The organism is Telluria antibiotica, from assembly GCF_011682055.1.
GTDB lineage: Bacteria > Pseudomonadota > Gammaproteobacteria > Burkholderiales > Burkholderiaceae_D > Telluria > Telluria antibiotica.
On record NZ_JAAQOM010000012.1, the window covers coordinates 35974 to 54192 of the forward strand.

The following is an 18219-nucleotide window of genomic DNA, read 5'->3' on the forward strand; positions in this document are numbered from 1 at the left end:
CACCCTACCGAGCGCCCGCCGGCGTTCGCTGCCGCTGACTGCGAGCAGCCGCGCACGCCGGCGGCCGCCCGTCAGGCTGCCCCGGCCGCGGCCGGCAGCGCGTAGCCCGGTTCCAGCAGGCCGGCGATCGGCTCGCCTTCCACGACAACGATCTCGCCGATGCTTTGCGCGCGCGCCACGATGCGGTCGCCGTTCGCGATGTGGCTGCCGACGAGCGCGATCGGCCGGTTCGCATACGTCGACGCGTGCCCGGCGCCCGACACGATCACGCTCTCGCTGCCGTCCGGGTAGCGCACCCGGTCGCCCACGCAGGCGACGCGGTAGTCGTCCGCCGGTTCGCCTTGCTCCCCGAGCACGACTTCGCCCCCGCGACGGGTGCGCGAGCCGATCGTCGCGATGGGGTAGCGGGCGATGACTTTGCGGGGCGAGGCGGCATCCTGGCCGGCGGCTGTGTTGGCGAGGCAGTCTGCATCATTGGCACGTACTGATTTCATCCGGTTCTCCAAAAGTTGTAAAACGGGACGCGAAAAAGCGACACATTCCCGATAACAAGTGCACGGGTTCGTACACTGGAGGCCATTGAAACGCGTCGTTGATTTATGCCAATTGATTCCGCGCAAGTCGATCCAGGCGGTCATCTGGAATCAGGCGATTCCGACAGGGGCGCCGCTGACCTTCCGATCAGCAACCAAGAGAATGCCGCATCGACCCGTGACGACGGGTCGTCTGCGGCAATCAAGAGAACGCCACATCGACCCGTCGCGACGGGTCGTCTGCGGCAAAAAAAGGAAGGATCAGGCGCCCTGGCCGTTCTCGAGGAACGAGCGCAGCATCCACGCATTCTTTTCGTGGATCTCCATACGGTCGCTCAGCATGCCGGCGCTCGGCTGGTCGTTCGCGTCGTCGGCGATCTTGAACGCTTCGCGCACCGTGCGGATCAGCGCTTCCTGGCCGTCGACGAGCTGGCGGATCATTTCCTGCGCGGTCGGTACGCCGGCTTCTTCCTTGATCGACGACAGTTCCACGAAGCGGGCGTAGGTGCCCGGCGCGAAATGGCCCAGCGCGCGGATGCGTTCCGCGATGTTGTCCAGTGCGTTCCACAGCTCCGTGTACTGCTCCATGAACATCACGTGCAGCGTCTGGAACATCGGACCCGTCACGTTCCAGTGGAAATTGTGGGTTTTGAGGTAAAGCATGTAGCTGTCCGCCAGGACGCGCGACAGCGCGGCGGCGATGTTGGCCCGGTCTTCGGTGCTGATGCCGATATTGATCTTGCTCATCGATTTCTCCTGTTAGTGTGTCAATGAAGACAGCTTAACAGGATGCGTCGATAGCCGCAGTTTATATTTTTAATGAAATCAATAGAAAACGCCGATGGTCGAAAGCCACCATCGGCGCAAGAATCAGTGCTTGACGCCGGATGCGGGCGCCACGGCATCGGCCGTCGTATCGCTTGCGAACAGCTGGGCGCAGTCGACGGCGTCGAAGCCGTAGTGCTTGCCGCAGAAGTCGCAGTTGACGCCCAGTTCGCCCAGGTCGTGCAGGGCGGCCTCGACTTCCGTCTTGCCCAACGTGCGCAGCATGTTCGCGACTTTTTCTCGCGAACACGTGCAATGGAATTGCGGATAGAGCGGGTCGAACACGCGGATCGTCTCTTCCCAGAACAGGCGCCGCAGTAGGGTTTCCACGTCCGTCGTGAGCAGTTCCGCCTGTTTCAGCGTCTGGCCCAGCATGACGGCGCGATTCCACGTGTCGAGGTCTTCTTCCTCGCTCGCCTGCTTGACCTGGCCTTCGATGGCGCTGTTGCGCGGCAGTTTTTGCAGCAGCAGGCCGCGCGCGACGTGCTCGTCGGCCGCGAGCCACAGCTTCGTGTCCATCTGTTCCGAGCGCAGCATGTAGTTTTCGATGACCGTGGCGATGTCGTCGCCGATCAGCGGGACGACGCCCTGGTACGGCTGCTGGCCCGGCACCTTGTCGAGCGGGTCGAGCGTGATCACGAAGCGGCCGCGGCCGTGCTGGTTCAGCAGCTGCGTCACGGTCGCATCGTCGGGCACGTCGGCGCCGTCGCGCAGCTTGGCCGTCGCGCGCATCCGCAGGTTCGCGTCGCATTCGACGACGAGCAGCTTCACGAGGCCATCGCCGTGGATCTGCATCACGATCGAGCCGTTGAACTTGAGGTTCGCGGACAGCAGCGCCGCCGCGGCGACCATTTCGCCCAGCAAGGCGCGCACCGCCTTCGGATAGGCGTGGCGCGACTGGATCTCGCGCCACGCGTTGGAAGTCTCGACGAGCTCGCCGCGGACGGCTGCGTTGTCGAAGATAAATTTCTGGAGGATGTCCTTGCTGGTTTCAGTTGTCATTCTTTATCCGATTTTCTTGAGCTCCGCCTTGAAGCGCTTGCCGCGCTCGACATAGCTGGCGGCATTGCCTTGCAGGCGGAGCAGGTCGTCTTCCGTGAGCGTGCGCACCACCTTGGCCGGCGCGCCCAGGATCAGCGAGTGGTCCGGGAATTCCTTGCCTTCGGTGACCACGGCACCGGCGCCCACGAGGCAGCCACGGCCGATCTTCGCGCCGTTCAGCACCACGGCCTGGATGCCGATCAGCGCGCCGTCACCGACGGTGCAGCCATGCAGCATCGCCTGGTGGCCGACGGTGACGTTCTTGCCAAGCACGAGCGGGAAACCCATGTCCGTGTGCATCACCGTGCCTTCCTGCACATTGCTGCCCGCGCCGATGGTGATGCGTTCGTTGTCGCCGCGGATCGTCACGCCGAACCACACCGACGCATCCGCCTCGACCGTCACCTTGCCGATCAGGCTGGCCGTGTCGGCGACGTAGGCCGACGGATCGATCTCGGGCGCATCGTCGCCCAACTGGTAAATCGCCATGGAGTACTCGCGGAAGGTTGAGATGGCCGTATTTTACGCCCTCGCGCCCGCCGTCGCGTCCACGGTCGCCGGCAAGCAGGGCAGATGGGGCCCGCCAGCGGAAAAACAAGCTTCGTGCTTATAATGCGAACGATCGTACTAATTTCAATCCCAAACAGGAAACGCCATGACACCGTCCCGTTCCGAATTCCTCACCATCCGCGGACTGCGCACCCATGTCCGCCACTGGGGCCGCGAGGGCGCGCCCAAGCTGCTCATGGCACATGGCTGGATGGACATGTCGGCCTCGTTCCAGTTCGTCGTCGACGCGTTGCAGGGCGACTGGCATGTGATCGCCCACGACTGGCGCGGCTTCGGCCTCACCGAGCGCTCCGGCAACGACACGTACTGGTTCCCCGACTATTTCGCCGACCTGGAAGCGATCCTCGACCATTACTCGGCGGACGCGCCCGTCAACCTGCTTGGCCACAGCATGGGCGGCAATATCGTCAGCGTGTATGCGGGCGTGCGGCCGGAACGCATCGCGAAGCTCATCAACCTCGAAGGTTTCGGATTGCCGGCCACGCGTCCGGAACAGGCGCCCGGCCGCTACGCCAAGTGGCTGGACGAAGTGAAGGCACCGCCCGCGATGCGCGGCTATGCGAGCCTGGAAGAGGTCGCGGCGCGGCTGCAGAAGACCAACCCGCGCCTGCCGGCCGAGCGCGCCGCCTTCCTTGCGCAGCACTGGGCCGCGCAGAACGGGCAGGGCGAGTGGGAGATCCTGGGCGACCCGGCGCACAAGATGCCGGGGCCGCTGCTGTACCAGATCGACGAGGTGCTCGCGTGCTGGCGCCGCATCACCGCGCCCGTGTTGTGGGTCGAGGCGGAGCACACGGACATGTGGCGCTGGATGGGACCGAAGGAAGAGGCGCGCCACGAGGTCGACCGCCGCCTGGCCCAGTTGGCGAAGGTCACGCCGCGCATGATGCCGGACGCGGGGCATATGCTGCATCACGACCAGCCGGAGATGCTGGCGCGCATGATTGAGACGTTCCTGGTCGAGTCGACGTAATGCCGGCATCCGGTCGGCACGGGGGTGCCCATCCTACGATGACGGTGCCGTAGGGTGGGCTCCCCGAGCCCACCATTCGCACCCGAGGTGAACCGCGTACAATGGATGTTCATACAGCTATTTGCGTCCGGACTCCTGCCATGAAAGTCGACCTCCACTGCCACTCGAACGTCTCCGACGGCGTGCTCGCGCCCGCCGCCGTGGCCACGTATGCCCGCAAGGGCGGCGTCGACGCGTGGGCGCTGACGGACCACGACGAGGTCGGCGGCATCAAGGCCGCGCGGGCGAAGGCGGAGGAACTGGGCATGCGTTTCGTGTCCGGCGTGGAAATCTCCGTGACGTGGGCCGGCGAGACCGTGCACCTCGTCGGCCTGCGCATCGACGAAGACAATCCCACGTTGCTGCAAGGCCTCGCCGCCACGCGCGACGGGCGCGACGCGCGCGGGCGCGAGATCGCCGCGCAGCTGGACAAGGCCGGCATCCCGAATGCCTACGAAGGCGCGCTGAAATACGTCGGCAACCCCGACCTGCTGTCGCGCACGCACTTCGCGCGCTACCTGTGCGAGACGGGCGCCTGCTCCACGACGTCCGAAGTGTTCCGCCGCTTCCTCACGGAAGGCAAGCCGGGCTACGTGCCGCACCGCTGGGCCACCTTGGCCGACGCGATGGGCTGGATCCGCGCCGCCGGCGGCGTCCCCGTGATCGCGCATCCAGGCCGCTACCGCTTCGACGCCACGGCCGAGGGCGCGCTGTTCGACGAGTTCAAGCAGCTGGGCGGCAATGCGATCGAAGTCGTCACGGGCAGCCACACGCCGGACCAGTACGCGACGTATGCCGAGGTGGCGCGCCGCTACGGCTTCCTCGCGTCGCGCGGGACGGATTTTCACGCGCCGGGGGAGTCGCGCGTGGAGTTCGATCGCCTGCCGCCGTTGCCGGCCGGGCTGACGCCGGTCTGGCATGACTGGTTCTGAGCCGCCAAGCTTGAAATTTCGGCAGTTGGCCCTTATCTTGTCGGACTGATATTGAACCGTAGGGTGGGCGGCCCTCCGCCCACGCGGACGCCGGCATCACGCGAACGTCGCGTGGGCACGGGGTGCCCACCCTACGATATCGACCCGATCGTAGGGTGGGCGGCCCTCCGCCCACGCGGACGCCGGCATCACGCGAACGTCGCGTGGGCACGGGGTGCCCACCCTACGATATCGACCCGATCGTAGGGTGGGCGGCCCCCGCCCACGCGAACGTCGGCGTAACGCAAACATGACGCGTACCCACGCAACAGGAGATCCGTCCCCCATGAAGCGCATACTGCTGTTCCTCGCCACCAACCTCGCCGTCGTGCTCGTGCTGTCGATCGTGCTGAACGTCCTCGGCGTCGGCCGGGCCGTCGGCGCGCGCGGCATCAACGTGGGGGCATTGCTCGTGTTCTCGCTCGTCGTCGGTTTCACGGGCGCCATCGTGTCGCTGTTGATGAGCAAGCCGATGGCCAAGTGGTCGACCGGCGCCCGCGTCATCGAGCAAGCGGGCAACGCGTCGGAAGCGTGGCTGCTGAGCACCGTCGGCAACCTCGCGCAGCGCGCCGGCATCGGCATGCCGGAAGTGGCCGTGTACGACGGTGAGCCGAATGCGTTCGCCACCGGCGCGTTCAAAAATTCCGCACTGGTCGCCGTGTCGACGGGCCTGCTCGCCAACATGAACCGCGAGGAAGTGGAGGCCGTGCTGGGCCACGAGATCGCGCACGTGGCGAACGGCGACATGGTGACGCTCACGCTGATCCAGGGCGTCGTCAACACGTTCGTCGTGTTCCTCGCGCGCGTCGTCGGCTTCTTCGTCGACAACGTCGTGTTCCGTCGCGGGAACGACGAGCGGGGGCCCGGTATCGGCTACGCGATCACCGTGTTCGTGTGCGAGATCCTGTTCGGCCTCGTCGCGTCGATGATCGTCGCGTGGTTCTCGCGCCAGCGCGAATTCCGCGCCGACGCGGGCTCGGCCCAGCTGCTGGGCAGCCCGCTGCCGATGCAGCATGCGCTCGCGCGCCTGGGCGGCCTGCAGCCGGGCGCGTTGCCGCAGTCGATGGCGGCGTCCGGTATTTCCGGCCACGGCAGCGGCTGGGGCGCGCTGTTCGCGTCGCACCCGCCGATGGAAGAACGCATCGCGGCACTGCAGGCGCTGCGCCAGACGGGGCTCGCGCGATGACCCAGTACTTCGAAGTCCATCCGCAGAATCCGCAGGCGCGGCTGATCCGCCAGGCCGCGCAGATCATCCAGGCCGGCGGCATCGTCGCCGCGCCCACCGATTCCGCGTACGCGCTCGTGTGCCGGCTCGACGACAAGGCCGCCGTCGAAAAGCTGCGGCGCATCCGCGGCGTCGACGAGAAGCACCACCTCACCTTGCTCGTGCGCGACCTGTCCGAGATCGCCACGTACGCCCGTGTCGACAACCGCCAGTACCGCCAGCTGAAGGCCGTCACACCGGGGCCGTACACGGTGATCCTGGAAGCGACGAAGGAAGTGCCGCGGCGCCTGTCGCACCCGTCGCGCAAGACGATCGGCATCCGCGTGCCGGAAAACGCGATCCTGCTGGCGCTGCTGGACGAACTGGGCGAGCCGCTGATCGGCACCACCTTGCAGCTGCCGGGCGACGACCAGATGCTGTCCGACCCGGACGAGGTGCGCGACCGCCTCGACCGCCAGATCGAGCTCGTGATCGACGGCGGCGCCGGCACCCTGGAGCCCACGACGATCGTCGACCTCACGGGCTCCGACGCCGAACTCGTGCGCGCGGGCCGCGGCGACCCGGCCGCCTTCGGCTTGTAGGCCGCGGCCGGTCCGATCGCGCGCTCTGATAGAATCGCAGTTTATGGATGAACTTATACGCAATCTGGCGGTCTACGCACTGCCGGTCCTCTTTGCGATCACGATGCACGACGCCGCCCAGGCATTCGTCGCAAAGCGCTTCGGGGACAACACCGCCCACGCCGCAGGGCGTACCACTTTCAACCCGCTGGCCCACATCGATCCTGTCGGCACCATCCTGATTCCGGTCGTGATGTACCTGATGTCCGGCTTCGTGTTCGGCTACGCGAAACCGCTGCCCATCAATTACGGCCAGATGCGCCATCCGAAGCGCGACATGGCGTGGGTCGCGCTGTCCGGTCCGGGTGCGAATTTCCTGATGGCGCTGATATGGGTCCTGCTGGGCATCTTCCTCGACTACTTCAGCGTACAGGAGTCGTTCCCTCACCTGGTGGCGGATGCCGGCCTGAAGACGAACCTGTGGCTGATGGCGTTCAACCTGCTGCCGATCCCGTCGATGGATGGCGGACGCGTGCTGTTTTCGATCCTGCCGCACAAGGCCGCGTTCCAGTTCGCGCGCCTGGAGCCGTACAGCTTCATCATCCTGCTGGCTTTGATCTTCCTGCCGCGGATCGGCTTCCCGAACGTGATCGGCTACTGGCTGTTCTTCGTCGAGCTGATCGCGAAGCTGCTGCTGCACCTGATCGTGTCTCCCCTGAACATTCTCCTGACCTGATACCGCTATGTTTCCCGACCGTGTCGTTTCCGGCATGCGCCCCACCGGGCTGATGCACCTTGGCCACTACCATGGCGCGCTGAAGAACTGGATCCGCATGCAGTCCGAACTGCCGTGCCTGTTCTTCGTGGCCGACTGGCACGCGCTGACCACGCACTACGACGACCCGACCATCATCGAGAAGAGCACCTGGGACATGGTGATCGACTGGCTGGCGGCCGGCATCGATCCGGCGCAGGCCACGATCTTCATCCAGTCGAAGGTGCCCGAGCACGCGGAGCTGCATTTGCTGCTGTCGATGGCGACGCCGCTCGGCTGGCTCGAGCGCGTGCCGACGTACAAGGACCAGATCGAGAATCTCGCGAACCGCGACCTCGCCACCTACGGCTTCCTCGGCTACCCGCTGCTGCAGGCGGCCGACGTGCTGATCTACCGCGCCACGCAGGTGCCGGTCGGCGAGGACCAGGTGCCGCACATCGAGATGATGCGAGAAATTGCGCGCCGTTTTAACCACCTGTACGGCAAGGAGCCGGGTTTTGAACAGAAGGCGTTGGAAGCGGTGAAGAAGCTCGGCAGCAAGCGCGCCAAGCTGTATGCGGAATTGCGCACTGCGTACCAGCAGGACGGCGACGACGCCGCGCTGGAGCAGGCGCAGGCCATGCTGGACGCGGCGGGCAGCCTGTCGAACATCGACCGCGAGCGCCTGTTCGGCTATCTCGAGGGCAGCCGCAAGATCATCCTCGTCGAGCCGCAAGTGAAACTGACGGAAGCGTCGCGCCTGCCGGGCCTCGATGGCCGCAAGATGTCGAAGAGCTACGGCAACTCGATCTCGCTGCGCGAGGATCCGGAATCCGTCACGAAGAAGATCCGCACGATGCCGACCGATCCCGCGCGCGTGCGCCGCAGCGACGCGGGCGATCCGCTGAAATGCCCCGTGTGGCAGCTGCACGAGGTCTATTCCGATGCGGCTACGCGCGAGTGGGTCATGAAGGGCTGCACGAGCGCCGGCATCGGCTGCCTCGAGTGCAAGCAGCCCGTCGTGGACGCCGTGCTGGCCGAGCAGGAGCCGATGCACGAGCGTGCCCAGCAATACGTCGACGACCCGTCGCTGGTGCGCGCCATCGTCGCCGACGGCTGCGAGAAGGCCCGCAAGCTGGCGCAGGAAACGATGCGCGACGTGCGCGAAGCCATGGGTCTGTCGTACACCTGATGCACGGCGCGACGGATACTCCATCGGCCTGGGTCGCGCGCTGGGCGCCGGCGATTCCGCACGGCGAGGTGCTCGACCTGGCTTGCGGCGGCGGGCGTCATGCGCGCCTGCTGGCGGCGCTGGGCCACCCCGTGCTGGCCGTCGACCGTGACGCGACGGCACTGGCGCAGGCCGCCGGCCCCGGCATCACCGCGTTGCAGCACGACCTGGAGGCCGACGGCGCGGCCTGGCCGTTCGCACCGCGCCGTTTCGCGGGCGTCGTCGTCACGAACTACCTGCATCGCCCGCTGTTCGCGCCCCTGGCGGCGGCGCTGGCGCCGGACGGGATCCTCGTCTACGAAACCTTCGCGCAGGGGAACGAACGCTTCGGCAAGCCATCGAATCCGGCGTTCCTGCTGGCGCCCGGCGAGTTGCTGGAGATGGCGCTGGGCCACGGCTTGCGGGTGCTGGCGTACGAGGACGGCGTCGTCGATGCGCCCCGTCCCGCGCGCGTGCAGCGGCTGTGTGCGGCGGCGCCGGACGTCGATCCCGGGAGTGTCCGGATCGACGGCTGACGGAGATGTAACCAAGCTGTAACCATGCCATTTATATGGTGTGGAATGAACCATAACACCAGGCTATCCGCTACAATCGACATTTATTTATTAACGGCACGGTCCACTGATTATGATTAAGGGCAGCATAGTAGCAATCGTCACACCGATGTTCGAGGATGGCAGTTTGGACAGGGACAGCCTGCGCAAACTGCTCGACTGGCATGTGGCGGAAGGTACGGACGCAATCTGCATCGTCGGCACGACCGGCGAGTCGGCCACCGTGAGCCCGGACGAACACTGCGAACTGATCAAGCTGACGGTCGACCATATTGCCGGCCGCATCCCGGTCATGGCCGGCACGGGCGGCAATTCGACGGCCGAGGCGATCGCGCTCACCCGCCACGCCAAGGAAGTCGGCGCCGACGCATCGCTGCAGGTCGTCCCTTACTACAACCGTCCGTCGCAGGAAGGCATGTATCGCCACTTCAAGGCGATCGCCGAATCGACCGACCTGCCGGTGTACCTGTACAACGTGCCGGGCCGTACCGTCGCCGACATGGCCAACGAGACCGTGGTGCGCCTGGCTGCCATCGACAACATCGTCGGCATCAAGGATGCGACGGGCAACCTCGCGCGCTGCATCGAGCTGCTGCGCGACATCGACCGTTCGTTCGCCGGCAAGGGCAAATCGTTCGGCGTGTTCTCGGGTGACGATGCGAGTGCGCTGGCGCTGATGCTATGCGGCGGCGCCGGCAACATCTCGGTGTCGGCGAACGTGGCACCGCGCGCGATGGCCGAGATGTGCAAGGCGGCCCTCGCCGGCGACGCCGCGCGCGCGATCGAGATCAACAACCGCGTGCTGGACCTGCACAGCAAGCTGTTCGTCGAGCCGAACCCGGTGCCGGTGAAATGGGCGCTGGCCGAGATGGGCAAGATGCCGCCCGGCCTGCGCCTGCCGCTGGCGCCGCTGGCCGCGCAATACCACGACACCGTACGCGCCGCATTGCGCGCTTCCGGCGTCCTTTGATAACGGTCCCCGGACCCTGCTGCATTACCAGCTTTAACGACATGACGAATCGCAAGATGATGACTTCCACCGCAGCCCGCACCGTGGCGCTGACCGCCATCGCATTCAGCCTGGCCGCGTGCACGACCGTGTTCGAATCGGACAAGGTGGACTACAAGGCTTCCAAGAAGGCGGCTCCTCTGGACATCCCGCCCGACCTGACGCAACTGCAAAAGGACAACCGCTACGCCGTGCCGGATGGCCGCGGCGTCGCGACGGCTTCGGGTTTCCAGCAGCAGCGCAGCACCGCACCGGCCGTCGCGGCCGCGTCCGGCGAGCAGATCGGCCAAGTGCCTACCGACACGATCCGCATCGAGCGCAACGGCAACCAGCGCTGGCTCGTGATCAAGGAGACGCCGGAGCAGCTGTGGCCGCAACTGCTGGAGTTCTGGCATAACTCGGGCTTCACCGTCGAGACCGAGTCGCCCCAGACCGGCATCATGGAAACGAACTGGGCCGAGAACCGCGCCAAGATCCCGCAGGACTTCCTCCGCCGCACGATTGGCAAGGTGTTCGATTCCGCGTATTCGACGGGCGAGCGCGACAAGTTCCGTACGCGCCTCGAGCGCCGTCCGGACGGCACGACGGAGATCTACATCAGTCACCGCGGCGCCGAGGAAGTACTGACGGGCCCGCAGAAGGAAACGACGACGTGGACCGCGCGTCCGAACGATCCGGAACTGGAAGCGGAATTCCTGGGTCGCCTGATGGCGCAGCTGACGGGCACCAAGGTCAAGGACGCGACGGCATTCGTGACGAACGCGCCGCTGGAGCCGCAGCACGCCAAGCTGGAAGGCAACAAGGTCGTCATCGACGAAGGCTTCGACCGCGCGTGGCGCCGCGTGGGCCTGGCGCTGGACCGCGTCGGCTTCACCGTGGAAGACCGCGACCGCGTGCAGGGCATTTATTACGTGCGCTACGTCGATCCGGACGCCGTCAAGAAGGAAGGCTTCTTCAGCAAGCTGTTCGGCGGCGAAGACAAGAACAAGGAAGCGCAGAAGTACCGCGTGCTCGTCTCGACCGTGCAGGGCGCGACGTCGACCGACGTGACCGTGCAGACGAACGACGGCAAGCCGGAGACGTCGCCGACCGGTGCCAAGATCCTCAAGCTGCTGGCGGACGAGCTGAAGTAATCGCGTTTCGCGCAAACAAAAAACCGGCCTCGGCCGGTTTTTTATTTGGTGGGCACGGGGTGCCCACCCTACGAATTACGCCTGAGCCGTAGGGTGGGCACCCCGTGCCCACCGAACGTATGCAAATCGTACGGACGTAATAACCGCAGCCGTAGGGGGGCATTTGAGGCCTGGGGCATTGATGCCGGGAGCATCAATCCAATGAGACGTGCCCACCAAACATATGCAAATCGTACAGACGTAAAAAAACCGGCCCGCAGGCCGGTTTTTTCAGAGCGATTCGAATTACTTCGAAGCAGCCGGAGCAGCAGCAGCCGAAGCGGCTTCAGCAGCAGCCGAAGCAGCCGAAGCGGCAGCCGAAGCAGCCGAAGCGGCAGCGTCAGCAGCGGCCGGAGCAGCCGGGGTGGCAGCAGCGTCAGCAGCCGGAGCGGCCGGAGCGGCAGCCGGAGCGGTGGTCTCAGCAGCCGGAGCCGCCGGGGTCACGGTGGTTTCTTCTTTCTTCGAGCAGGCAGCCAGAGCAACAGCCAGCAGGGAAACGATCAGCAGAGATTTTTTCATGGTTTTTCCTTAATTAATTCAAAAGGGTGGTGCGATGAATAATTACCGGTAATTATCGCTCGTCAGGAATTCTCTTGTTTGTATACTTTGGAAAAAGTGCCTACAGACAACGGAACCTTCCTAACCCGATATTATAGCCAAATTTACTGAATCGCAATAGAAAAGTCGTGTCAAGACGTAACAGTTGCCAGAACGGGCAACATTCATTTTCTGGCAAGGCGATGCCGCCGTCCGTGCGCTAGTTCTCATAGGAGAAAACACGCAACACATGTAATTACAGGCCGGTAACACTTGCCTGCAGGCCCGGCTGTGATTCTGCCCAAATCGCGTCGAAACGCTGGCGCGACAGCTCGGTTTGTTGCGGTGCGTCAAAAGCGGCCTCGCCGCGCAGGTGATCGCTGTGGAAGCGCCGCACGATGTGCTGGTCGTCCGCGATGCAGAACGAATCCGTCAGGTCGCGTAACCCCCGCGGCGTGCGCCGGCATTCGATGCCGTGCGCATAATCCCGCAATAGCCGGACGAAGCGCGGCGCCTCGCGTTCCAGGTGCGCCGGGTCGTGCAGCGCGAGGCGCAGCTGGCCGCCGCCGTGCAGGAACCGGCGCAGCGCGGCGTCGACGTCCGGCGCGCCCAGCCGGAACAGGGCGAAATCGGGATCGAACATGACGAGCGTCGCCTGCGCGCGCGCCAGCACCTCGCCCAGATGCTGCTGGAACGCGGCGCGGGTGTCGAAGGGCTGGAGCAAGGGATCCGTCATGATCAGTACATTATCAGGCCAATTCGAGCCAGCCGTCCTGGTACCACGTGTACAGCGCGTCCAGCACGTCGTCGGACGCCTGGTCCAGCAGGCTGCCGGGCAGGCCCCGTTCGTTGGCGAGGACGTCGAGCACGGTCTTGTCCGCGCGTCCGACGGCAAACGATTCGCCATTGATGAACACGTGCTTGCCACGGTACAGCATCAGCGTCTTGGGCGACAACCGGAGGCCCTTCTTCGCGGCCTGCTCCATGAAGCGGCCCACCGTCAGCGGCTTCGCCACCGGCGTGAAGAACACGTTGTGCTTGGGCTCGGACAGGTATTCGCCCAGGAAGATCGTGACGTCTTCCTCGTCCCAGCGCACCTTGTTGAGTTCCTCGGTGACCGTCGTCAGCATGTCGCGCGGGATCTCGGCCGGGTTCTTCGCGGGCGCGAGGCCGGGGTCGGCATAGCGGCCCGGCAGGTCGATCGAGTCGGCCATGAATTGCAGGAACGCTTCCCCCAGTTCCTGGAACGACGGCGCGCGGAAGCCGATCGAATACGTCATGCATTCGCCCTCGGCCACGCCGTCGTGCGCGTAGTGTGGCGGCAGGTACAGCATGTCGCCCGGCTCCAGCACGAATTCCTGTTCCGGCTCGAAGTTCGCGAGGATCTTCAGCGGCAAGCCCTCGACGAGCGTCAGGTCCTGCTGCGCGCCGATGCGCCAGCGGCGCTTGCCCTGCGCCTGCAGCAGGAACACGTCGTAGGAATCGAAGTGGGGGCCGACGCCGCCGCCGTCCGTCGCGTAGCTGACCATCAGGTCGTCCAGGCGCGCGTCCGGCACGAAGCGGAACTGGCGCAGCAGGGCGTCCGCCTTCTCGTCGTGCAGGTTGACGCCCTGCACGAGCATCGTCCATTCGCGCTGCGTCGTCGGCGGCAGCTCGGCCAGGGGGCCTTGCTGCATGTCCCACGTACCGTCCGTGAGCGTCACGAGGCGCGACTCTACGTGGTTGAGCTTGGCCAGCTCGGCCAGCTTGTCCACCTTGAGCAGCGGCTTGAAATTGGGGATCGCCTGGCGGATGAGCAGGGGTTTCTTGTGCCAGTAATCGCGGAGGAACTGGGCGGGGGTGATGTTCCCGAGGAGCTGTAATTTTTGCATGCGTCCATTATAACCAGCGCCGCGGAGGGCCAACCGGTGGTAGGGTTATAATCGCGGCCTTACCCACGAAAGGAAGTGCAATGAAGATTGCCCAGAACACGGTTGTGTCGGTGAATTACAAGCTGTCCGACGCGCAGAACAACCTGATCGAAGACGGCGCCCAGCCGATGGTCTACCTGCACGGCGGTTACGAGAACACGCTGCCGAAGATCGAAGAAGAGCTGGACGGCAAGGACGTGGGTTACACGTCGACCATCCAGATCGAGCCGGAAGACGCGTTCGGCGACTACGATCCGAACCTGGTCAAGGTCGAGGAACGCAACCGCCTGCCGGAACCGATCGAAGTCGGCATGCAGTTCGAAGGCGTGGCCGAAGGCGGCGACGAAGAGCCCGTGATCTTCACCGTCACCGAGATCGCCGACGACAAGGTCGTCCTCGACGGCAACCACCCGCTGGCCGGCATGGCCCTGCGCTTCGACCTGTCCGTGATCGACGTGCGCGCCGCGACGCCGGAAGAGATCGCGCACGGCCACGTGCACGGCGCCCATGGCCATGACCACGGCCACGGCCACGACGACATGGAAGACAGCGAGCCGGGCGACCACTTCCGCAGCCAGCCGCTGCAGTAATCCATGGCGCCTCGGGTCGGCCGGGCGGTCACTGGCCCCTGGCCGGCTTCGCCGTCTCCACCTTGCGCGGATCGACCTTGAACAAGGTCTTCGCCGCCGGATCGACGACCACTTCGAGCGCATCCGCGCCGGCCGCCAGATGGCCGACGTTCCCCCGCCATTCGATCGCCGGCCTGCCGCGCACGCGCGTGCCGTCGACGAGCAGCACCTTGCCGTGGAATTTCTGTGCCAGCGACAGGATCAGCCGCCGCGGCTCGGCGAAGCCGTCGTTGTCCGGCGCGGCGTCGCGCAGCAGGGCCTGCAGGCCCGTCGGCTGCGACAGCGCCTTCACGTCCCCTTCGGAAAACAGCACGACCGCTTCCAGCTTGTCGCGCCGCGCGATGGCGAACAGGCGGTTCAGCCAGAAGCGGTTCGCGACGAGCCGGTCTTCGTACTCGCTGTTGCGGCCCGCTTCGTTCAGGTAGTGGTTGTTATTGGCGGGCATGTTGATCGTGGCGTACAGCACCTTGCCGACCGACCAGTGCGCGTTCTCCGCATAGCTGCGAAAGCGCGGGCTCATCGATTGACGGGTCAACGACAGCTTGCGCGCGCCCAGCGAGTCCGGCTCGCCGTAGAACAGTTCGCGGATGCGGTTCAGGCGTTCGATCGCATTCGAGCGACCGGCCGTGTTGCGGCACTCGGTCCAGTCGCTGCCGGACGGCAGCACGACGACGGGCCGGCGCGCCTCGTCGATCAGGTCGCGCCGCTTCTGGTACAGCTTGTCCGTGCAGGGCTCGTTCGCACCCTTGATGCCCGTGACGACGAGGAAGGCGACGGCGCCGTCGTCGTTGTCGGCGAGCGCCTGCTTCAAGTGTTTGTCGCCGCCGTCCGTGAAACCGTGGCCGATGATGGCGAAGCGGTGCGCGTCATCCTCGCGCGCCTCCGCGCGCGCGCCGCCCGCGAGCAGCACGGCGAGGGCGAGCAGGAGTACCGAGCGGCGTCGTGGCATCGTCACGCCGACGCCAGGCGCTTGAGCTCGTACAGCCGTTCGAGCGCTTCGCGCGGGCTCAGGGCATCGGGATCGATGGCGTCCAGCAGGGCCAGCGCGGGCGATTCGTCCGCTTGCGGCAGCGGTGCCGGCGCGGCATCGGCATCGGCATCGGCATCGGCATCGTCGCACGGTGCGGGCGCGAACAGGTCGAGCTGCGGTGTCGCATCGAGCGCCTGCGCTTCCAGCCGCGCCAGGTGCTTGCGCGCGGCGCGGATGACGGCAGGCTGCACGCCCGCGAGTTGCGCCACCTGCAGGCCGTAGCTCTGCGACGCGGGACCGTCCTGCACGGCGTGCAGGAACACGATGCTGTCCTTGTGCTCGACGGCCGACAGGTGCACGTTCGCGGCGCTCGGATGCTGTTCCGGCAGCTGCGTCAGTTCGAAGTAGTGGGTGGCGAACAGCGTGAAGCTGCGGCTCGTCTCGATCAGGTGGCGGGCGATGGCCCACGCGAGCGCGAGGCCGTCGAACGTCGACGTGCCGCGGCCCACCTCGTCCATCAGCACGAGCGAATGCTCCGTCGCGCCGTTGAGGATCGCGGCCGATTCCGTCATCTCCACCATGAACGTGGAGCGGCCGCCGGCCAGGTCGTCCGACGCGCCGATGCGCGTGAAGATGCGGTCGATGGGACCGATCGTCGCATTCGTCGCCGGCACGTAGCTGCCCACGTACGCGAGCAAGGTGATGAGCGCGACCTGGCGCATGAACGTCGATTTACCGCCCATGTTCGGGCCCGTGATCAACAGGAGGCGGCGGTCGTTGGACAGTTTGCAGTCGTTGGCGATGAAGCGCTCGATCTGGTTTTCGACGACGGGGTGGCGGCCTTCGGTAATCGTCAGGCACGGCTCCTCGACGAGCTGCGGCATGCACCAGTTGTAGCGCGCGGCGTGGGAGGCGAGCGCGGTCAGCGTGTCGAGCTGCGCGATGCCGGACGCGATGCGTTGCAGGCACACGATGTGCGGCGCGAGGTCGGCCAGCAGCAGCTCGTACAGCAGTTTTTCGCGCGCGAGCGCGCGGTCCTGCGCGGACAAGGCCTTGTCCTCGAACGCCTTCAGTTCCGGCGTGATGTAGCGCTCGCAGTTCTTCAGGGTCTGGCGGCGGCGGTAGTCGTCCGGCACCTTGTCGGCCTGGCCGTTCGTCACCTCGATGTAGAAGCCATGCACCTTGTTGTATTCGACGCGCAGGTTGGCGATGCCCGTGCGGGCACGCTCGCGCGCTTCCAGGTCGACGAGGAACTGGCCCGCGTTTTCCGACAGCGCGCGCAGCTCGTCGAGCTCCGCGTCGAAGCCGCGCGCGAACACGCCGCCGTCGCGCACCATCGCGGCCGGTTCCGTCGCGATGGCGCGTTGCAGGAGGTCCGCGCACGCCTCGGGGATCGCGATGGCGTCGTGGATGTCGTGCAGCAGGCACGAGTCGCCGGGGATGAAGCAGCGCGCCACCTGTTCGCGCAGTCCCGGCAGCTGGGCGAGGCCGTCGCGCAGGCTGGCGAGGTCGCGCGGACGCGCCGTCAGCAGCGCGATGCGCGTCGTGATGCGTTCGATGTCCGGCACGTGCGCGAGCGTCGCGGACAAGCCCTGCATGGCGTCGCGCTGTGCGAGCGCGGCGATCGCCTCGTGGCGCGCGCGCGCCACGCGCTGGTCGCGCCGCGCGTGGTGAAGCCAGTGGCGCAGCAGGCGCGAGCCCATCGCCGTGCGGCAGCCGTCCAGCAGCGAGAACAACGTGGGCGATTCGAAGCCGCGGATCGTCTCCGTCAATTCGAGGTTGCGGCGCGTGGCCGCATCGAGGCCGATGAATTCGCTCTCCGATTCGACGGCGAGGCTCTTCACGTGCTGCAGGCCGCGGCCTTGCGTCGCTTGCGCATAGCGCAGCAGCGCGCCGGCCGCGCCGAACGCGGCACCGAGGCCGTCCGCGCCGAAGCCGGACAACGTCGCGACCCCGAGCTGGTCGAGCAGCGCCTTGTGGCCGTGCACGACCTCGAAATGCCATTCCGGGACGCGCGCCGTGTGGCCGACCGGCGATTCCTCGAACAGGTCGGCACCGCCGTCCGCGCGCAGCACCTCGGCCGGCGCGATGCGTTCCAGTTCCTGCACGAGGCGCACGGCGGCCGTGCGCGCGTCGCCGGAAAATTCCATCAGCCGGAGTCCCCCGCTCGCCAGCGACATCCACGCGAGACCCGTCGTGACCACCTTGCGGTTCGCGACCGTGCACACGGCGAGCAGCGGGCGCTCGGCCTTCTCCGGCAGCAGGTCGGCATCCGTCAAGGTGCCCGGCGTGACGACGCGCACGACCTTGCGTTCGACCGGGCCCTTGCTCAGCGCGGGGTCGCCGATCTGCTCGCAGATCGCGCACGACTCGCCCAGCTTGACCAGTTTCGCGAGGTAGGGATCGAGCGAGTGGAAGGGCACGCCGGCCATCTTGATCGGATTGCCGCCCGAGGTGCCGCGCGCCGTCAACGTGATGCCCAGGATGCGCGCGGCCTTCTCGGCGTCCTCGAAGAACAGCTCGTAGAAGTCGCCCATCCGGTAGAAGACGAGCATCGTGGGGTAGTCGGCCTTGATGCTCAGGTACTGCTGCATCATCGGGGTGTGCTTTTCGGTCGCGAGGCGTTTGGCCGCGTCGGCGTTGATTTCGCGTGGAACGTTCATGTGGTCAAATCGGACAGCGCGGCAAGAACTTGCCAAGGCCGCCATTTTACCGTGTT

At 66.0% G+C, this 18219-nt stretch carries 19 protein-coding genes; 10 read left to right on the plus strand and 9 right to left on the minus strand.

Translation table 11 applies throughout. From position 1 onward, the window contains the following. Window positions 1-71 precede the first annotated feature (71 nt). The 4 genes from HAV22_RS19355 to HAV22_RS19370 form a co-directional block, all read right to left on the minus strand. Complete coding sequence (locus HAV22_RS19355) at window positions 72-494, minus strand: PAAR domain-containing protein (RefSeq protein ID WP_166861367.1); 423 nt, start codon at window positions 492-494, stop codon at window positions 72-74. 300 nt (window positions 495-794) lie between these two features. Further along, complete coding sequence (locus tag HAV22_RS19360; RefSeq protein ID WP_166861369.1) at window positions 795-1280, minus strand: Dps family protein; 486 nt, start codon at window positions 1278-1280, stop codon at window positions 795-797. Window positions 1281-1403: 123 nt separating this feature from the next. Further along, window positions 1404-2360 (minus strand): Hsp33 family molecular chaperone HslO, encoded by a 957-nt coding sequence (gene hslO, locus HAV22_RS19365; RefSeq protein ID WP_166861371.1) that lies wholly within the window; start codon window positions 2358-2360, stop codon window positions 1404-1406. Window positions 2361-2363: 3 nt separating this feature from the next. After that, window positions 2364-2888, minus strand: a complete 525-nt coding sequence (locus HAV22_RS19370; RefSeq protein WP_166861373.1) for a gamma carbonic anhydrase family protein — start codon at window positions 2886-2888, stop codon at window positions 2364-2366. A gap of 166 nt (window positions 2889-3054) precedes the next feature. On the opposite strand from HAV22_RS19370, the gene HAV22_RS19375 reads away from it, so the two are divergent. From HAV22_RS19375 to bamC, 9 genes are all read left to right on the plus strand, one after another. Then, entirely contained in the window at window positions 3055-3939 is an 885-nt protein-coding gene (locus HAV22_RS19375; RefSeq protein ID WP_166861375.1) for an alpha/beta fold hydrolase, read from the plus strand. A 140-nt stretch (window positions 3940-4079) separates the two neighbouring features. Continuing rightward, a complete protein-coding gene (locus HAV22_RS19380) occupies window positions 4080-4910 on the plus strand; it encodes a 3',5'-nucleoside bisphosphate phosphatase (protein WP_166861377.1) in 831 nt (276 codons plus the stop codon). A 325-nt stretch (window positions 4911-5235) separates the two neighbouring features. Beyond that, window positions 5236-6135 carry a protease HtpX gene (gene htpX / locus HAV22_RS19385; protein WP_166861379.1) on the plus strand — a complete coding sequence of 300 codons (900 nt, stop codon included), beginning with the start codon at window positions 5236-5238 and terminating at the stop codon, window positions 6133-6135. After that, entirely contained in the window at window positions 6132-6755 is a 624-nt protein-coding gene (locus HAV22_RS19390) for an L-threonylcarbamoyladenylate synthase (RefSeq protein WP_166861381.1), read from the plus strand. Before htpX ends, HAV22_RS19390 begins: the two co-directional genes overlap by 4 nt. Before the next feature lie 43 nt (window positions 6756-6798). Next, window positions 6799-7470, plus strand: a complete 672-nt coding sequence (locus HAV22_RS19395; protein ID WP_166861383.1) for a site-2 protease family protein — start codon at window positions 6799-6801, stop codon at window positions 7468-7470. A gap of 7 nt (window positions 7471-7477) precedes the next feature. Further along, window positions 7478-8680 carry a tryptophan--tRNA ligase gene (locus HAV22_RS19400; RefSeq protein ID WP_166861386.1) on the plus strand — a complete coding sequence of 401 codons (1203 nt, stop codon included), beginning with the start codon at window positions 7478-7480 and terminating at the stop codon, window positions 8678-8680. Continuing rightward, window positions 8680-9234, plus strand: a complete 555-nt coding sequence (locus HAV22_RS19405) for a class I SAM-dependent methyltransferase (protein ID WP_166861387.1) — start codon at window positions 8680-8682, stop codon at window positions 9232-9234. The genes HAV22_RS19400 and HAV22_RS19405 overlap by 1 nt, the downstream gene beginning before the upstream one ends. Window positions 9235-9346: 112 nt before the next feature. Next, window positions 9347-10243 carry a 4-hydroxy-tetrahydrodipicolinate synthase gene (gene dapA / locus HAV22_RS19410; RefSeq protein WP_166861389.1) on the plus strand — a complete coding sequence of 299 codons (897 nt, stop codon included), beginning with the start codon at window positions 9347-9349 and terminating at the stop codon, window positions 10241-10243. 56 nt (window positions 10244-10299) lie between these two features. Next, window positions 10300-11415 (plus strand): NlpB/DapX family lipoprotein, encoded by a 1116-nt coding sequence (bamC, locus tag HAV22_RS19415; protein WP_208296281.1) that lies wholly within the window; start codon window positions 10300-10302, stop codon window positions 11413-11415. Between the two features lie 285 nt (window positions 11416-11700). On the opposite strand, the gene HAV22_RS19420 is transcribed toward bamC, so the two are convergent. The 3 genes from HAV22_RS19420 to HAV22_RS19430 all read right to left on the minus strand — a co-directional run bounded on the left by HAV22_RS19420 (window position 11701) and on the right by HAV22_RS19430 (window position 13862). Then, complete coding sequence (locus HAV22_RS19420) at window positions 11701-11973, minus strand: hypothetical protein (RefSeq protein WP_105378322.1); 273 nt, start codon at window positions 11971-11973, stop codon at window positions 11701-11703. 274 nt (window positions 11974-12247) lie between these two features. Then, window positions 12248-12727 (minus strand): DUF7931 domain-containing protein, encoded by a 480-nt coding sequence (locus HAV22_RS19425; RefSeq protein WP_166861393.1) that lies wholly within the window; start codon window positions 12725-12727, stop codon window positions 12248-12250. A gap of 13 nt (window positions 12728-12740) precedes the next feature. Then, window positions 12741-13862: a cupin domain-containing protein gene (locus HAV22_RS19430; RefSeq protein ID WP_166861395.1), complete on the minus strand. Its 1122-nt coding sequence runs from the start codon at window positions 13860-13862 to the stop codon at window positions 12741-12743. 80 nt (window positions 13863-13942) lie between these two features. On the opposite strand from HAV22_RS19430, the gene HAV22_RS19435 reads away from it, so the two are divergent. Beyond that, a complete protein-coding gene (locus HAV22_RS19435) occupies window positions 13943-14491 on the plus strand; it encodes an FKBP-type peptidyl-prolyl cis-trans isomerase (RefSeq protein WP_166861397.1) in 549 nt (182 codons plus the stop codon). Between the two features lie 28 nt (window positions 14492-14519). Here HAV22_RS19435 and HAV22_RS19440 read toward each other — a convergent pair whose 3' ends face one another. Continuing rightward, window positions 14520-15479, minus strand: a complete 960-nt coding sequence (locus HAV22_RS19440) for a hypothetical protein (protein ID WP_208296282.1) — start codon at window positions 15477-15479, stop codon at window positions 14520-14522. 2 nt (window positions 15480-15481) lie between these two features. After that, on the minus strand, window positions 15482-18163 hold the full coding sequence (mutS, locus tag HAV22_RS19445) for a DNA mismatch repair protein MutS (RefSeq protein ID WP_166861399.1): 2682 nt from the start codon (window positions 18161-18163) through the stop codon (window positions 15482-15484). Window positions 18164-18219 lie beyond the last annotated feature (56 nt).

Excerpts from the sequence above, each read along its gene's own strand:
- HAV22_RS19405 (WP_166861387.1), top strand. The coding sequence starts at position 8,680 with ATGCACGGCGCGACGGATACTCCATCGGCCTGGGTCGCGCGCTGGGCG.
- HAV22_RS19425 (WP_166861393.1), bottom strand. The coding sequence starts at position 12,727 with ATGACGGATCCCTTGCTCCAGCCCTTCGACACCCGCGCCGCGTTCCAG.
- HAV22_RS19395 (WP_166861383.1), top strand. The coding sequence starts at position 6,799 with ATGGATGAACTTATACGCAATCTGGCGGTCTACGCACTGCCGGTCCTC.
- HAV22_RS19440 (WP_208296282.1), bottom strand. The coding sequence starts at position 15,479 with ATGCCACGACGCCGCTCGGTACTCCTGCTCGCCCTCGCCGTGCTGCTC.
- HAV22_RS19430 (WP_166861395.1), bottom strand. The coding sequence starts at position 13,862 with ATGCAAAAATTACAGCTCCTCGGGAACATCACCCCCGCCCAGTTCCTC.
- HAV22_RS19435 (WP_166861397.1), top strand. The coding sequence starts at position 13,943 with ATGAAGATTGCCCAGAACACGGTTGTGTCGGTGAATTACAAGCTGTCC.
- HAV22_RS19370 (WP_166861373.1), bottom strand. The coding sequence starts at position 2,888 with ATGGCGATTTACCAGTTGGGCGACGATGCGCCCGAGATCGATCCGTCG.
- htpX (WP_166861379.1), top strand. The coding sequence starts at position 5,236 with ATGAAGCGCATACTGCTGTTCCTCGCCACCAACCTCGCCGTCGTGCTC.
- HAV22_RS19355 (WP_166861367.1), bottom strand. The coding sequence starts at position 494 with ATGAAATCAGTACGTGCCAATGATGCAGACTGCCTCGCCAACACAGCC.
- HAV22_RS19360 (WP_166861369.1), bottom strand. The coding sequence starts at position 1,280 with ATGAGCAAGATCAATATCGGCATCAGCACCGAAGACCGGGCCAACATC.
- HAV22_RS19380 (WP_166861377.1), top strand. The coding sequence starts at position 4,080 with ATGAAAGTCGACCTCCACTGCCACTCGAACGTCTCCGACGGCGTGCTC.
- bamC (WP_208296281.1), top strand. The coding sequence starts at position 10,300 with ATGATGACTTCCACCGCAGCCCGCACCGTGGCGCTGACCGCCATCGCA.
- HAV22_RS19375 (WP_166861375.1), top strand. The coding sequence starts at position 3,055 with ATGACACCGTCCCGTTCCGAATTCCTCACCATCCGCGGACTGCGCACC.
- dapA (WP_166861389.1), top strand. The coding sequence starts at position 9,347 with ATGATTAAGGGCAGCATAGTAGCAATCGTCACACCGATGTTCGAGGAT.
- HAV22_RS19420 (WP_105378322.1), bottom strand. The coding sequence starts at position 11,973 with ATGAAAAAATCTCTGCTGATCGTTTCCCTGCTGGCTGTTGCTCTGGCT.
- HAV22_RS19400 (WP_166861386.1), top strand. The coding sequence starts at position 7,478 with ATGTTTCCCGACCGTGTCGTTTCCGGCATGCGCCCCACCGGGCTGATG.
- HAV22_RS19390 (WP_166861381.1), top strand. The coding sequence starts at position 6,132 with ATGACCCAGTACTTCGAAGTCCATCCGCAGAATCCGCAGGCGCGGCTG.
- mutS (WP_166861399.1), bottom strand. The coding sequence starts at position 18,163 with ATGAACGTTCCACGCGAAATCAACGCCGACGCGGCCAAACGCCTCGCG.
- hslO (WP_166861371.1), bottom strand. The coding sequence starts at position 2,360 with ATGACAACTGAAACCAGCAAGGACATCCTCCAGAAATTTATCTTCGAC.